Annotated in this window: 16 protein-coding genes and 1 pseudogene; 9 read left to right on the forward strand and 8 right to left on the reverse strand. The window is 74.0% G+C overall.

The genetic code is table 11. The features are described from left to right. Positions 1 to 50: 50 nt before the first annotated feature. From V6U82_RS00490 to V6U82_RS00500, 3 genes are read left to right on the forward strand one after another with little or no spacing between them, the layout of a single operon-like run. A complete protein-coding gene (locus V6U82_RS00490; protein ID WP_334458509.1) occupies positions 51 to 1,283 on the forward strand; it encodes an SLC13 family permease in 1,233 nt (410 codons plus the stop codon). A gap of 10 nt (positions 1,284 to 1,293) precedes the next feature. Then, positions 1,294 to 1,617: a nuclear transport factor 2 family protein gene (locus V6U82_RS00495; RefSeq protein ID WP_128139021.1), complete on the forward strand. Its 324-nt coding sequence runs from the start codon at positions 1,294 to 1,296 to the stop codon at positions 1,615 to 1,617. Positions 1,618 to 1,673: 56 nt separating this feature from the next. Beyond that, on the forward strand, positions 1,674 to 2,573 hold the full coding sequence (locus V6U82_RS00500; RefSeq protein ID WP_334458510.1) for a GNAT family N-acetyltransferase: 900 nt from the start codon (positions 1,674 to 1,676) through the stop codon (positions 2,571 to 2,573). A 19-nt stretch (positions 2,574 to 2,592) separates the two neighbouring features. On the opposite strand, the gene sigJ is transcribed toward V6U82_RS00500, so the two are convergent. Continuing rightward, on the reverse strand, positions 2,593 to 3,459 hold the full coding sequence (gene sigJ, locus V6U82_RS00505) for an RNA polymerase sigma factor SigJ (RefSeq protein WP_334458511.1): 867 nt from the start codon (positions 3,457 to 3,459) through the stop codon (positions 2,593 to 2,595). Positions 3,460 to 3,598: 139 nt separating this feature from the next. Here sigJ and V6U82_RS00510 point away from each other — a divergent pair, with 139 nt between their 5' ends. Then, positions 3,599 to 4,375, forward strand: coding sequence for an SDR family oxidoreductase (locus tag V6U82_RS00510; RefSeq protein WP_334458512.1), 777 nt, complete (start codon positions 3,599 to 3,601; stop codon positions 4,373 to 4,375). A 98-nt stretch (positions 4,376 to 4,473) separates the two neighbouring features. Here V6U82_RS00510 and V6U82_RS31535 read toward each other — a convergent pair. From V6U82_RS31535 to V6U82_RS00545, 7 genes and pseudogenes are all read right to left on the reverse strand, one after another. Beyond that, positions 4,474 to 4,554: pseudogene (locus tag V6U82_RS31535) on the reverse strand (VOC family protein); the annotation flags it as partial. A gap of 24 nt (positions 4,555 to 4,578) precedes the next feature. After that, complete coding sequence (locus V6U82_RS00520; RefSeq protein ID WP_334458514.1) at positions 4,579 to 5,481, reverse strand: inositol monophosphatase family protein; 903 nt, start codon at positions 5,479 to 5,481, stop codon at positions 4,579 to 4,581. Between the two features lie 15 nt (positions 5,482 to 5,496). Next, positions 5,497 to 6,150 (reverse strand): hypothetical protein, encoded by a 654-nt coding sequence (locus V6U82_RS00525; protein WP_334458515.1) that lies wholly within the window; start codon positions 6,148 to 6,150, stop codon positions 5,497 to 5,499. Continuing rightward, positions 6,147 to 7,148: a hypothetical protein gene (locus tag V6U82_RS00530; RefSeq protein ID WP_128139110.1), complete on the reverse strand. Its 1,002-nt coding sequence runs from the start codon at positions 7,146 to 7,148 to the stop codon at positions 6,147 to 6,149. The genes V6U82_RS00525 and V6U82_RS00530 overlap by 4 nt, the downstream gene beginning before the upstream one ends. Positions 7,149 to 7,203: 55 nt before the next feature. Continuing rightward, positions 7,204 to 7,980: a class I SAM-dependent methyltransferase gene (locus V6U82_RS00535; RefSeq protein WP_334458518.1), complete on the reverse strand. Its 777-nt coding sequence runs from the start codon at positions 7,978 to 7,980 to the stop codon at positions 7,204 to 7,206. Between the two features lie 140 nt (positions 7,981 to 8,120). Next, positions 8,121 to 9,053, reverse strand: coding sequence for a TolB family protein (locus V6U82_RS00540; RefSeq protein WP_334458519.1), 933 nt, complete (start codon positions 9,051 to 9,053; stop codon positions 8,121 to 8,123). Next, a complete protein-coding gene (locus V6U82_RS00545) occupies positions 9,050 to 10,015 on the reverse strand; it encodes a TolB family protein (protein ID WP_334458521.1) in 966 nt (321 codons plus the stop codon). The genes V6U82_RS00540 and V6U82_RS00545 overlap by 4 nt, the downstream gene beginning before the upstream one ends. A gap of 148 nt (positions 10,016 to 10,163) precedes the next feature. Here V6U82_RS00545 and V6U82_RS00550 point away from each other — a divergent pair, with 148 nt between their 5' ends. From V6U82_RS00550 to V6U82_RS00570, 5 genes are all read left to right on the forward strand, one after another. Further along, positions 10,164 to 10,757, forward strand: a complete 594-nt coding sequence (locus V6U82_RS00550; protein WP_128137813.1) for an HD domain-containing protein — start codon at positions 10,164 to 10,166, stop codon at positions 10,755 to 10,757. A 90-nt stretch (positions 10,758 to 10,847) separates the two neighbouring features. After that, entirely contained in the window at positions 10,848 to 11,489 is a 642-nt protein-coding gene (locus tag V6U82_RS00555; protein WP_128137810.1) for a dihydrofolate reductase family protein, read from the forward strand. A 31-nt stretch (positions 11,490 to 11,520) separates the two neighbouring features. After that, a complete protein-coding gene (locus tag V6U82_RS00560) occupies positions 11,521 to 12,000 on the forward strand; it encodes a DUF2975 domain-containing protein (RefSeq protein ID WP_334458522.1) in 480 nt (159 codons plus the stop codon). After that, positions 12,000 to 12,218, forward strand: a complete 219-nt coding sequence (locus tag V6U82_RS00565; protein ID WP_013476639.1) for a helix-turn-helix domain-containing protein — start codon at positions 12,000 to 12,002, stop codon at positions 12,216 to 12,218. Before V6U82_RS00560 ends, V6U82_RS00565 begins: the two co-directional genes overlap by 1 nt. Next, on the forward strand, positions 12,215 to 12,379 hold the full coding sequence (locus V6U82_RS00570; protein ID WP_302906360.1) for a hypothetical protein: 165 nt from the start codon (positions 12,215 to 12,217) through the stop codon (positions 12,377 to 12,379). The genes V6U82_RS00565 and V6U82_RS00570 overlap by 4 nt, the downstream gene beginning before the upstream one ends. The last annotated feature ends 7 nt before the right edge of the window (positions 12,380 to 12,386 follow it).

Below are 12,386 nucleotides of genomic sequence, written 5' to 3' on the forward strand. Positions count from 1 at the left end.
ACCGCGTCGGGCTCCTCCGCCCGCGTCGGCGTGTGCGAGGATCATCCCTCGTGGAGACCCCCGGCGATCCGCCGAACGCCGTGCCCGACCGTTCCCGCTGGGGCCGCCTGCACGTGCTGGACTGGATCGCGGTCGGGCTGGCCGTGCTCGGGGTGGCGTGCGTGCTCACCGGGCTGCTCCCCCGCGCCGACGCCGAGGGCACGATGCGGCGGATCGTCCCGATCCTGATCTTCCTCGGCACGGTGGTCGTGCTGGCCGAGCTGACCGCCGTGGCCGGGGTGTTCGACGCGCTGGCGACCCGGGTGGCGGTGACCGCGCGGGGCAGTTTCCGGGCCCTGTTCTGGCTCTGCGTCGGCTTCGCCTCGGTGACCACGATCGCGCTCAACCTGGACACCACGGCGGTGCTGCTCACGCCGGTGATGATCGCGCTGGCCCGGGCGCTGAACGTGCCGCCGACGCCGCTGGCGATGACCACCGTGTGGCTGGCGAACACGGCCAGCCTGCTGCTGCCGGTGTCCAACCTGACGAACATCCTGGCCAGCGACCGGGTCGACCTGGACCCGGTGCCGTGGGCGGCGCGGATGTGGTGGCCGCAACTGGTCGCCGTCGCGGTGACCGCGCTGCTGCTGTGGTGGTGGTACTGGCGTCCGGCGCGCGCCGGGGTCGACCCGTTCGTCCCGCCGCCGCCGTACGTGCCGCCGGACCGGGTGCTCTACCGCACCGCGCTCGCCGCCTGCCTGCTGTTCGTCGCCGGGATCCTCGCCGGGGTGGAGATCGGCGTCGCCTCCGGGGTGGCCGCCGCGATCCTGGTCGCGGGCTTCGCGGTGCGTGCCCGGCACCGGCTGCGGCTCGCGCTGGTGCCGTGGCGGCTGCTGGTCTTCGTGACCGGGCTGTTCCTGGTGGTGCAGACCATCGGCCGGTACGGCCTGGACACGGTGATGGGCACGCTCATCGGCGCCGACCCGGGCGCGGAGGGGGCACTTCGGGCGGGCGCGGTCGGCGCGCTGTTCAGCAACGTGGTCAACAACCTGCCCGCGTACCTGGCCGGTGAGGCGGTGATCGCGGCCGACCGGCACACCCAGTTGCTGGCGCTGCTCATCGGCACGAACGTCGGCCCGCTGGCCACGCCGTGGGCGTCGCTGGCGACCCTGATCTGGTACGAGCGTTGCCGGGCCGCCGGGGTGGCCGTGCCGCTGGGCCGGTTCGTGGCCACCAGCGCCGCGCTCGCCGTACTCGCCACCACCGCCACCGTTACGGCGCTTCTTGTCGGTCCCGGCGCCTAGCATCACGACCATGAGCGACACGCCCGAGATCGTCCGCCGCTACTTCGCGCTCGCCGGCCAGGCCGACAAGGAGCCCTACCTCGCGCTGTTCGCCGACGACGCGGTGGTCGAGGACGAGGGACGCACCCACCGCGGGGTCGACGAGATCCGCGCCTGGCGCAGCGGCACGCCGCTCGTGTCGTACGAGATCACCGACGTCGAGCAGACGCCGGCCGGGACGGTGGTGACCGCCACGATCAGCGGCGACTTCCCCGGCAGCCCGTTCGCCGGGCTGCGGTTCCGGTTCGAGGACTTCGACGACACCCACATCCGCCGGCTGCGCATCGCTCCCTGAGCCGGGGCGGGAAAACCGCTACGGCGTGGTCCCGGCGGCTGGCTACCGTGGCCCGCATGACCGCCGCGCCCACCCTGCACTTCTGCGCCGACCCGGGCGAGTTCCTCGCCGCCGCCGAGGCGTACCTGAGCGCCGATCCGGTGGTCGGCACGGTCGTCGCCACCGTCGCGCGCCGGATGGCGGCCCGCCGCGCCGAGGGCGTCCCGCTGCCCGAGGACGACTGGTGGCTCGTCGTCCGGGACGCCTCCGGGGCGGTGGTGGGCGCAGCGATGCGTGCCGCGCCGTTCCCGCCGCGACCGCCGTTCCTGCTGCCGATGCCGCGCGAGGCCGCCGTGGCGCTGGCCCGGGAGTGGCACCGGCGCGGCGAACGGGTCCGCGCGGTCAACGGCGCGCTGCCCGCCGCGCGCGCCTGCGCCGACGAGGTGGCCCGCCTCGACGGCGGGCGGGTCGAGGTCGCCCAGCACACCCGGCTGCACCTGCTCGACCGCCTCACGCCGCCCGCACCGGTGCCCGGCGCGCTGCGGACCGCCACCGCGGACGACGTCGGCCTGGTCGCCGCGTGGTCCGGCGCGTTCATGGCCGACGCCGACGAGCAGGCGGGCCGCCCGCGCGGGACGAGCGCCCACGAGACGCCCGACAGCGCCGAACTGCTGCGCCGGATCAGGGACGGCCGGGTCTGGTTCTGGACCGACGAGTCCGGCCGGGCCGTGCACCTCACCGCCGCCAACCCGACGTCGTTCGGCGTGGCCCGCGTCGGACCGGTCTACACACCACCCGAGCAGCGCGGACGCGGCTGGGCCGGCAACGCGGTCGCCGAGGTGTGCCGGCTGCTCACCGCCGAGGGCGCGCGGGTGTGCCTGTTCACCGACCAGGCCAACCCGGTGTCGAACCGGCTCTACGCCCGGCTCGGTTTCCGGCCGGTGGTCGACATGGCCAACCTGACGCTGGGTGACTGAGAGGGTCCGCGACCTACGGTCACCCGGCGAGGCCGAGCGCGGCCAGCCGGCGCGGGTCGGCGATCACGTCCACCGCGGCGATCCGGCCGCCGGTGACGGTGAACGCCATCACCGACAGCGGGCGGTCGCCGGCGCCCACCAGCACCCCGGCGGCGCCGTTGACGAGCACCGGCCGGGCGTGCGGGAACAGCCGGCCGAACGTGGTCGCCTGCGCCGCCACGGTCGTCGCGCCGGTCAGCACGACGGTGTGGCGGGCGTGGGCGCTCCCGGCGTCGGAGCGCAGCACGACGTCCGGGTGCAGCACCGCGATCAGCGCGTCGATGTCGCCGTCGCGGGCGGCGGCGAGAAAGGCGTCCACCACCGCGCGCTGACGGGCCGGGTCGGGATCGGGCGTGGGGGCCTGTCCGCGTACGCGGCGGCGGGCCCGGCTGGCGAGCTGCCGGGCCGCCGCCGGTGAACGGTCGACGAGCGGGCCGATCTCGTCGAACGGCACGCCGAACATGTCGTGCAGCACGAACGCGAGCCGCTCGGCCGGGGTCAGCGTGTCCAGCACCACGAGCAGCGCCAGCCCCACCGAGTCGGCGAGCAACGCGGCCTTCGCCGGATCGTCGGCGTCGGTGTCCACCACCGGGTCGGGCAGGCGTACGTCCAGCGGGTCCTCCCGGCGGGCGGCGCGGGACCGCAGCGTGTTGAGGCTGACCCGGGCGACCACTGTGGTCAGCCAGGCGTCCAGGTTGTCCACAGTTGCCGGATCGGTACGGGACAACCGCAGCCAGGTCTCCTGCACCGCGTCCTCGGCGTCGGTGAGCGACCCGAGCAGCCGGTACGCCACCGCGCGCAGCCGTGGCCGCTCCCGCTCGAACCGCTCCGCCAGCCCGGTGTCCATCACCTGAGCCTCCCCTCCCGCACACCGTCTCGACCCACCGGGGGCCGGCGACGTGACCGAAGGTGACGGCGATCACACCCGTCACGTCGGCGGGCCGGCGCGGGTCGATACGGCAGCACCGACGACGGAAGGCGGGACGATGAACCCACAGATCCTGGTCACCGGCGGCACCGGCACGATCGGCCGGCACGTCGTACCGCTGCTGCGCGCCGCCGGGCACCCGGTGCGCGTGCTCAGCCGGCGCGGCGGACGGTCCGCTGACGGCGTCACCCACGTGACCGCCGATTTGATCGGCGGCGCGGACCTCGACCACGCCGTCCGCGGGGTGTCCACGGTGTTGCACCTGGCCGGTGGCGCGAAGGGCGACGACCGCGCCACCGCCAACCTGGTCCGGGCCGCGCGCCGGGCCGCTGTGACGCATCTGGTGCACATCTCGGTGACCGGCGCCGACCGGGTACCGCTGGCCTGGACGCGGTCCAAGCTCGACGCCGAGCGCGCGGTGGCCGACTCCGGCATCCCGTGGACGGTGCTGCGTGCCGCGCAGGTGCACGACCTGGTGCTGACCATGCTGGCGGCGATGACGAGGCTGCCGGTGGTGCCGGTGCCGGGTGGGCTGCGGCTGCAGCCGGTCGACGCGGCCGAGGTGGCGGCCCGGCTGGCCGAGCTGACACTGGGCGCACCGGCCGGGCTGGTGCCGGACCTGGCCGGGCCGGACACGTACGGCATCGGTGACCTGCTGACCGGCTACCTGGCGGCCACCGGAAAGCGCCGGGCACGGCTGCCGGTGCGCCTTCCCGGGCGGGCCGGGCGGGCGTACCGGGAGGGCGCGAACCTGGCCCGGCCGGGCGCCGCGAGGGGCGTACGGACCTGGGCCGACTTCCTGGCCGACCGGGCACCGTCGCGGCGGGCCGCCTGACCCGCCGCGGCGACCTTCGCCACCGGTCAGGCGTCGGGGCGCGTCGGCGCGTGGAACTGCTCGAACATGACCTCGTAGCCGTCCGGGTCGAGCCCGTAGAAGCCGAGTCGCAGGTAGAGCCGGTGGGAGCGGTCCAGGTCACGGACCCGGAGCCCGAGCTTGAGTTGTCTGGCGGCCATCCGGCCGAGGTTGGCGGACCCGGCTCACCAGCCGACCGAGCCGAGGCCGACCGGGGTGAGCCGGCGCACCTGCGGTTCGATCCACTGTGCCGCGGTGACCAGTTTGACGAGCCGGTCGATGGTCTCCGGTGGCCCGGCGACGAAGCTGCGCCGGTCGGGCGGGCAGCCGTACCGGTCGTCGAACGTGCCGCCGTCGAGCGCGCGTACCGCCATGCCGGCCTCGGCGGCGAGCAGCATCCCGGCGGGCAGGTCGACCGCCTCGGGGCGGTAGCCGACGATGCCGTCGATGTCGCCGCGGGCGAGCATCACCCAGGACAGCAGCGGCGCCCACAGTTGCAGCACCCGGCGGGCGCTGGTGTCGAGCACCACCTTCAGCGCCCGGGCGGTGCTGTCGTCCCGGCGTACCTCGTGCCCCTGGGTCCAGGCCAGCACCGGCGCGGACGGCACCGGGCGGTGCGCGGCGCGCAGCGGCCGCGCGGCCGGGCCGGACGCGTGCACGAACGCGCCCCGTCCGCGCACCGCCGACCAGGTACGGCCCGCGACCGGATCGTGCACCACGCCGAGCACCGGCGAGCCGCGGTCGCACAGGGCGATCCCGACCACGTACGCGGGCAGCCCGATCGCGACGTTGTTGGTGCCGTCCAGCGGGTCGACGAGCCACGCCCAGGTGGTGTCCGGGGCGTACTCGCCGCCCTCCTCGGCGATCACGCCGTGCTCCGGCCAGCGGGCCCGGATCCGGTCGACGATCAGCCGCTCGGCGGCCAGGTCGAGGTCGGTGACCAGGTCACCGGTGTCGTTCTTGGCCCGGGCGTGCACCTCCCCCCGGGTGCCCCGGCGCAGCAGGCGGCCCGCCGCCTGCGCGGCCTCCACCGCGAACCGGTGCGCGTCGCGCAGGTCGGGCCCGCCTCTGCTCGGCTCCACGTCCATGGCTCCTCCAGCCAGTCAGCCCCGTGCCACCAGTCGCGCGATCTCCCGCGCCATTCGCGCGGTCTCCGCCGCGTCGCAGCGGTCCCGGCGTACCCGGTGGCTGCGCCCGTCCACCGCGCCGAGGCTCAGGTCGCACGCGCCGGGAGTGGTCCGGCCGAGCGCCACTGTCACCGCCGGCTCACCGGCGTCGACCTCCGAGGTGTGGAAGCCGCCGGCGCGCAGCGCGTACGAGTCGCCGGCCGAGTGCGTCTCCACCGTCGCGGTCATCGCGGTGACCAGCCGGTCGGTGGCGGCCATCTCGTCCACCTCGCCGAGGCTGTGCACCTCGTAGATCCGCCAGGACGGGTCGGCCGGCGCGTCGTCGACCTCGATCAGCTCGTTGCGGACGGTGCCGTGCAGCACGTGGCTGAGCAGGTCCCAGCTGTGCGAGTGCATGGTGGAGGTGGTCGGGCGCACCGGCGGCGGGTCGGCCGGCCAGGCGTGCACGCAGATGCCGTCCGGGCCGTCGCGTTCCACGGGCAGGCAGGTGAAGCCGAGCGGGTGCCGGACCGCGCGCAGCGGCCGCCGCCCGTCGGCCACGTCGCCGAGCACGTCCAGCACCCAGCCGCGCAGCATCTCCGGCCGGGTGCCCCGGTCGATCTCCCGTTCGAGGTCGGCGTAACTGGTCATGAGTAGGGGTTCCTCGCCTGGACGGCCTTGCCGATGATGTCGGCGACCTCGCGGTCGCCGAAGGACCGGGGCAGCGTCAGGCCGAGAGCGGTGAACAACCGCCGTACCTGCTCGACCGACGGCTCGTCGTCGAGCTTGACCTGGGCCGCCGCCTCGATCGGCACGCGCCGGCTCTGCCGGCGGCTGTAGTCCAGCTCGATGTTGAAACGGTTGTAGTAGACCTCGCCGCGGTCGACGCGCAGCGCGGGCGTCTGCGGGTTCTCCTGGGTGATGACGACACAGGAGGAGGAGAGGTCGTAGCGGAACGTGGTCATCTGCGCGGAGAGCCGGACGTCGACGGTGAGCAGGCCGGAACGTTGCAGGTGCCAGCAGGCGGCCAGCACCGTCGCGTACGACTCCTTGCGGGTGCGGTCGACGGTCCACGGCTCGCCCGGCGCGTCCGGGTCGAGGCTGCGCCGGAACCGCGCGTACCGCTCGCAGACCTCCTCGTCGGTCGGGTCGATGATCTCGATCGCGACGGTGAGCGTGGCGTTGCGCCGCCGGGCGTGTTCCAGGCAGTCCGGCAGCGTGACCGCGCGCAGGAAGGTGCCGGTGCCGCCCTTGAAGCTCCACTGGTCGGTGTGCCGCCGCGCCTCGGCGAGCGCCTGCCCGACCTCGCTGCCGTGCAGCACGCGCACCATGGAGACACTGTCGATGGCCTCGCGGGCCCGGTTCAGCGCGCCCTCCGGGCCGGTGATCTCCTGCATCTGCGGCACCAGGTCGGTCAGCCGGTCACGGGTGTCCGAGATGACCTGGCGAACCTCCCGCTCGGTGGTGCGCCGACGCAGCCGGTCGCGCAGCATCGCCTGCGCGAGCAGGCCCAGGACCAGCAGGATCGCGCTGTTGACGACCTCCTGGTCGACCGCGTTGGTGAGGCCGAGCACGGACACCGTGAGCGCCAGGACGAGGCCGATGAACGCGTCGAGATTGGTCACGACCCAGGCGAGCAGGCGCGTCATGACATCCCCCGGTCGACGACGGAACCTCCATGATAGCCCGCTGTCAATGTCGCCATCACGCCCTGTTCCCGGATGGTGGCGGTGCGCCCTGCCGGCGGGCGGCGCAGATCAGCGAGCCGCCGAGGCCCGGCGCGGCACGGGCCAGCCGGCGCGAGGCCACCCACCGGCCGCCCGGCAGCCGCCAGCCGACCTCGTTGGACCGCAGCGCCACCGGCGTGAACCCGGCCCGGCGCAGCGTCCGGCGCAGCAGCGAGGCGGTGAACGGGCGGATGTGCAGCCACAGATACGGGTGCAGCGGATCGACCTGCCGCGGCGCCCGGCCGGCGAGGAACGCCAGCCGGTCCTGCACCGGCGCGAGGTTCGGGGTGGTGAGCACCAGCAGGCCGTCCGGCACCAGCACCCGGTGACACTCCCGCAGCAGCGCCAGCGGGTCGTACACGTGCTCGATCAGCTCCCCGGCGAGCAGCCCGGCGAAGCTGCCCGCCCGGAACGGCAGCCCGCGGGTGGCGTCCAGACGGACCGGCAGCGCGCGCCCGCCGGCCGCCGCGCGGGCCGTGCGCAGCGCCGTCTCGGCCGTGTCCGCGAGCACCACCGGGCCGGGCAGCGCGGCCGGGTCGAGCATGCCGCGCGGCCCGCAGCCCAGTTCCAGCACCGGACCGCGCCGGGTCACCCCCTCGGCCATGAGCCGGGCCGCGACCGCGCGGCGCACCCGGTGGTACGGGTCGTCGACGTACCCGTCGACCTCGGCGCCGTCGTGGTAGCGGTGATGGTTGGCGTGCCTGCCGTGCGCCTGCGCGCGGTGCGACGACGTCCCGGTCGGCGGCTCGGCCATCACCCCTCCACAGCGGACGCCGGCCCCTTCGGCGGCGTCCGCTCCAAGCCTCGCACCGCTTCCGCCTTCCGGGGTGCACATCCGCCCCGGGTACGCCGACGCGGCGGCCGATCGTCCGGCCGCCGCGTCGATCGGGTGCGTCAGACGGCCGGCGCCCAGTCGAGGCGCATGCTGTCGTCGTACTCGTCGCCCGGGATCCACCACGGCTCGCCGAAGCCGCTGGTGAAGACGATGATGTTGCCGCCGTCGGCGTCCGGGTTGCTGTCCGGGACGGACAGCGCGGCGCAGTAGCGCCCGTCCGGTGAGAACACCGGCGAGATGATGAACCGCGGTTCGTCGGTGAGCAGCTTCAGCCCGGTGCCGCCGATCCGCACCGACGCCAGCGACAGGTTGTGGCGTTCCTGGTCCAGGTACCACCGGTTGGTGCTGAACACGATCCGCTGGGAGTCGGGCGTGAAGACCGCGTGATCCGCGAACTCGCCCGGTACGCGCTGGTAGACCAGTCGTGCCTTGCCGGTGGCGAGTTCCAGCACGCGCAACTGCCCGCCGTTGGACCGGCTGGTCCACTCCATCACGATCATCGAGCCGTCGCGGGACCAGTTGGGTCGCATCATGCTGTGCCCCTCGACGAGGACGCGCCGGCCACCGGTGGCGACGTCGACAGCGACCAGTGCGGAGCCGTTGACCACGAGGGCGATCTCGGTGCTGTCCGGGGACCAGGTCGGCCACCCGTAGCTGTTGCCGGGAGCGTCGCTGATCAACGTGCGGACCTGACCGGTGACGCGGTCGAGGAGCAGGAGCACGGGCTGGCCCTCGTAGTCGGGCACCGCGATGTAGCGCCCGTCGGGCGAGGCGGCCGCGTCGGCGCCCGGGGGCAGCAGCACCTGCGGGGTGGTGCGGCCCGGGTTGATCTGCAGCACGCCGGCGCTGCCGGTGACGATCCACGGCCCGTTGACGCCCGCGGTGGCCGAGGCGGGGGCGGCGGCCGCCAGCCCGCCCGCCAGCCCGGTCGCGGTGGCGGCGCCGGTGAGCGCGGCGGCGCGCAACAGCGTTCGGCGGTTCATCGTGGTCATGCCGGCACCTCCGTGGTGATCGCCCGCGCCCAGTCCAGCCGGGTGCTGTCGTCGTACTCGTCGCCGGGGATCCACCACTGCTCGCCGAAGCCGCTGGTGGACACGATGATGTTGCTGCCGTCGGGGTACTCGTTCTCCGGCGGGATCGACAGCGCGGCGCAGTAGCGGCCGTCCGGGGAGAACACCGGCGACAGGTAGAACCGGGGCTCGTCGGTGAGCTTCTTCAGCCCGGTCCCGTTGATCCGCACCGAGGCGAGGGACTGGTTGAGTGTCTCCAGGTCCGGATACCAGCGGTCGGTGCAGAACACCACGCGCCCGGAGTCCGGCGTGAAGGCCGGCGAGAGGAACGTCTCGCCCGGCACCGGCGTGTAGATCGGCCGCACCGCGCCGGTCGCGAGTTCGAGCACGCGCAGTTGCCAGCCCTGCGAACGGCTGCGCCACCTCACGACGATCATCGAGCCGTCCCGGGACCAGTCCGGGTCGGTCATGACGTGCCCCTCGACCAGTACGCGGGTGGCGCCGGTCGCCACGTCGACGGCGATCAGCCGGTCACGGTTCTCGCCGGTGACCAGCGCGATCTCGGTGCCGTCCGGCGACCAGGTCGGCGCGCCGTAGTAGACGCCGAACGGGTCGGCGAGCAACGTGCGCCTCTCGCCGGTGATCCGGTCGTGCACCGCCACGACCGGCTCCAGCGAGCCGTCGCCCGAGCGGGCCGTGTTCTCCCAGGCCACGTACCGGCCGTCCGGCGAGGCCTTGGCGTGGTCACCGTTCGGCAGCAGTTCGCGCGGCGTGGTGCGGCCCGGATCGACCTGGAGCACACCCCAGCCGACGCTGACCAGCCACGACCCGTTCACCACACCGGCGGCGGGTGCGGCGGACGCGGCCCTGGATGCGGCGGCCAGCCCGGTCGCGGCGGCCAGCCCGGTCAGCGCGGCGGTGCGCAGCAGGGCACGACGATTCATTGCGGTCATTCAACAACCCCCGTGTGAGACGTGGCCCTCACACTCGCGAGTGGATCGACGCACCGGAATCGGACGAGTGGCCGCTTCACGCTCGGCTGCTCGTCCATCACCGCTGGTGAGCGCACCGGAGACCGGTACGCTCGCCCCGATGACCTCCGACGCGCTGCGCCGCGCTCTCACCGAACCGGGCGACCCGCCGCTGCTCCCGCTGCCCGGCGTGGCTGTCGAGCTGCTGGACGCCCTCGCCGCCCCGCCGCGCCTGGGCGCGCACCTGCGGCTGGTGCACGACGTCGCCTGGCACCTGACCGCCGCGTTCGCCGACCGGTTCGGTGCGGTGCCGTTCGACAGGCAGGCGGTGCTGTTCGGCGCGGCCGTGCACGACCTCGGCAAGGTCGAGCATCCCGGCGAGCTGACCGGCCCCGGGTCGGCGCACGAGGAGGCGGGCTACCAGTTGCTGCTGCGCTTCGGCGTACCGGAGGAGCGGGCCCGCTTCGCGGTCACCCACGCCGCCTGGCACTCCCCCGGCGTGCAGCTGGAGGACCTGCTCGTCAGCCTCGCCGACAAGGTGTGGAAGGGCCGCCGCGTCACCGACCTGGAGCAGCTCGTGGTCGACCGGCTCGCCGGCATCACCGGCCAGGAGCGCTGGCAGACGTTCCTGGACCTCGACGACGTGCTCGCCGAGCTGGCCGCCGGCGCTGACCGGCGGCTGGCGTTCCAGGCCGAGCATCCGGTGTACGGCTGACGCCGGACCGGAGGCGGCGATGAGTCCGGCGCCGGTGGACGGTCTTCTCCGGTGTCGGTGTTCTCCGATCTCCGATCTCCGGGAGGAAGCATGAGCACCAGTGAAGCGCGGGGCCGGGTACGGGCGTTCGTCACCGTCTCCCTGGACGGGTACGTCACCGGCCCGGACGACCACGCGGGCCAGGGGCTCGGTGTCGGCGGCGAGCGGCTGCACCACTGGGTGATGGGCGGTCCGTGGACGTACGACTCGCCGCGCGAGCCCGGGGCCGGCATGACCGGCGAGGACCGCGCGTACTTCGACGAGATGCTGGCGGGCACCGGTGCCGCGCTGTGCGGCCGGGGCATGTACGACGCCGCCGGCGCGTGGGGCGGCCGGAACCCGTTCGAGGCGCCCCTGGTCGTGCTCACCCACCGCACCGCCGACCAGCCCGGCCCGGACGCCGGTTTCCTCATGGTCGACGGGTTCGACGAGGCGCTGGCGGCGGCCCGGCGCACGGCCGGTGACGGCGCGGTGGTCATCGGCGGCGGCGCCGACGTCATCCGGCAGGCGCTCGCGGCGGGCGTCGTCGACGAGCTGGGCCTGTCCACCGCGCCGGTGGTCCTCGGTGCCGGGAAGCGGCTGTTCGAGGGCTTCGACCGCGACGTCGACCTGGAGATCCGCGCCGTGCACCACTCGCGGTACGCCGTACACGTCCGCTACGCCGTCGGCCGCCACACGAGCAATACCGATTGACTTTCGATAGGTTCCGCGCGATAGTCGATGCATGTTGACGGCGCAACGCGCGGTGACACCACTCCGCGCCTTCCTGGTCCTGTTGTTCGCGATCCTGGTGCTGTTCCAGACCATGTCGCTGCCCGGGCAGTTCGCGCACATGGCGCGCGAGAACCCGGACATGGCGTACCTGCGGTGGCCCGCCACCGCGGTGACGATCTTCTGGGTGCTGTGCGTGCAGGTGGTGATCGTCTGCACCTGGCACCTGCTCACCCTGGTCAAGAACGACCGCATCTTCACCGAGGCGTCCCTGGGCTGGGTCGACGGGATCGTCTGGGCGGTCGCCGCCGCCTGGGTGGTGCTCGTCGGCGTGTTCGGCTACGTCGGCTTCAACGCCGACGACCCGGGGTTGCCGCTGCTGCTGTTCCTGCTGGTCACCGGCGTCAGCGTGCTGGGGCTGCTGATGGTCGTCCTGCGCGCGCTGCTGCGCCAGGCCACCACGCTGCGCACCGACATGGAAGCGGTGATCTGATGCCGATCGTCGTGCGCATCGACGTCGAACTGGCCAAGCGCAAGATGAGCGTCGGCGAGTTCGCCGAGCGCGTGGGGCTCACCCCGGCCAACGTCGCCGTGCTCAAGAACGGCCGCGCCAAGGCCGTCCGGTTCAGCACCCTGGAGGCCATGTGCCGCGTGCTCGACTGCCAGCCCGGCGACCTGCTCGAATGGGTCGCCGACGAGGAGGAACGATGAGATACCTGGCCGCCGCCGCAGCCCTGCTCGCCGTCGCGCTCGGCGTCGCCGGCTTCGTGTACGGGGAGGCCGACGACTCCCCCGGCCTCCAGCTCCTGTCCGCGCTGCTCGTCATCGGCGCGGTCGCCATCGGCGTACGCGTCGCCCGGCGTACCCGATAGGGCCGGC

It is taken from the genome of Micromonospora sp. CPCC 205554 (genome assembly GCF_036902745.1).
Taxonomy (GTDB): Bacteria; Actinomycetota; Actinomycetes; order Mycobacteriales; family Micromonosporaceae; genus Micromonospora; species Micromonospora tulbaghiae.

What these genes read in the sequence shown, in the direction of transcription:
- V6U82_RS00535 (WP_334458518.1), bottom strand. Translation starts at nt 7,980, where the DNA reads ATGGCCGAGCCGCCGACCGGGACGTCGTCGCACCGCGCGCAGGCGCAC.
- V6U82_RS00495 (WP_128139021.1), top strand. Translation starts at nt 1,294, where the DNA reads ATGAGCGACACGCCCGAGATCGTCCGCCGCTACTTCGCGCTCGCCGGC.
- V6U82_RS00570 (WP_302906360.1), top strand. Translation starts at nt 12,215, where the DNA reads ATGAGATACCTGGCCGCCGCCGCAGCCCTGCTCGCCGTCGCGCTCGGC.
- V6U82_RS00565 (WP_013476639.1), top strand. Translation starts at nt 12,000, where the DNA reads ATGCCGATCGTCGTGCGCATCGACGTCGAACTGGCCAAGCGCAAGATG.
- V6U82_RS00525 (WP_334458515.1), bottom strand. Translation starts at nt 6,150, where the DNA reads ATGACCAGTTACGCCGACCTCGAACGGGAGATCGACCGGGGCACCCGG.
- V6U82_RS00550 (WP_128137813.1), top strand. Translation starts at nt 10,164, where the DNA reads ATGACCTCCGACGCGCTGCGCCGCGCTCTCACCGAACCGGGCGACCCG.
- V6U82_RS00510 (WP_334458512.1), top strand. Translation starts at nt 3,599, where the DNA reads ATGAACCCACAGATCCTGGTCACCGGCGGCACCGGCACGATCGGCCGG.
- sigJ (WP_334458511.1), bottom strand. Translation starts at nt 3,459, where the DNA reads ATGGACACCGGGCTGGCGGAGCGGTTCGAGCGGGAGCGGCCACGGCTG.
- V6U82_RS00500 (WP_334458510.1), top strand. Translation starts at nt 1,674, where the DNA reads ATGACCGCCGCGCCCACCCTGCACTTCTGCGCCGACCCGGGCGAGTTC.
- V6U82_RS00555 (WP_128137810.1), top strand. Translation starts at nt 10,848, where the DNA reads ATGAGCACCAGTGAAGCGCGGGGCCGGGTACGGGCGTTCGTCACCGTC.
- V6U82_RS00540 (WP_334458519.1), bottom strand. Translation starts at nt 9,053, where the DNA reads ATGACCACGATGAACCGCCGAACGCTGTTGCGCGCCGCCGCGCTCACC.
- V6U82_RS00560 (WP_334458522.1), top strand. Translation starts at nt 11,521, where the DNA reads ATGTTGACGGCGCAACGCGCGGTGACACCACTCCGCGCCTTCCTGGTC.
- V6U82_RS00520 (WP_334458514.1), bottom strand. Translation starts at nt 5,481, where the DNA reads ATGGACGTGGAGCCGAGCAGAGGCGGGCCCGACCTGCGCGACGCGCAC.
- V6U82_RS00545 (WP_334458521.1), bottom strand. Translation starts at nt 10,015, where the DNA reads ATGAATCGTCGTGCCCTGCTGCGCACCGCCGCGCTGACCGGGCTGGCC.
- V6U82_RS00530 (WP_128139110.1), bottom strand. Translation starts at nt 7,148, where the DNA reads ATGACGCGCCTGCTCGCCTGGGTCGTGACCAATCTCGACGCGTTCATC.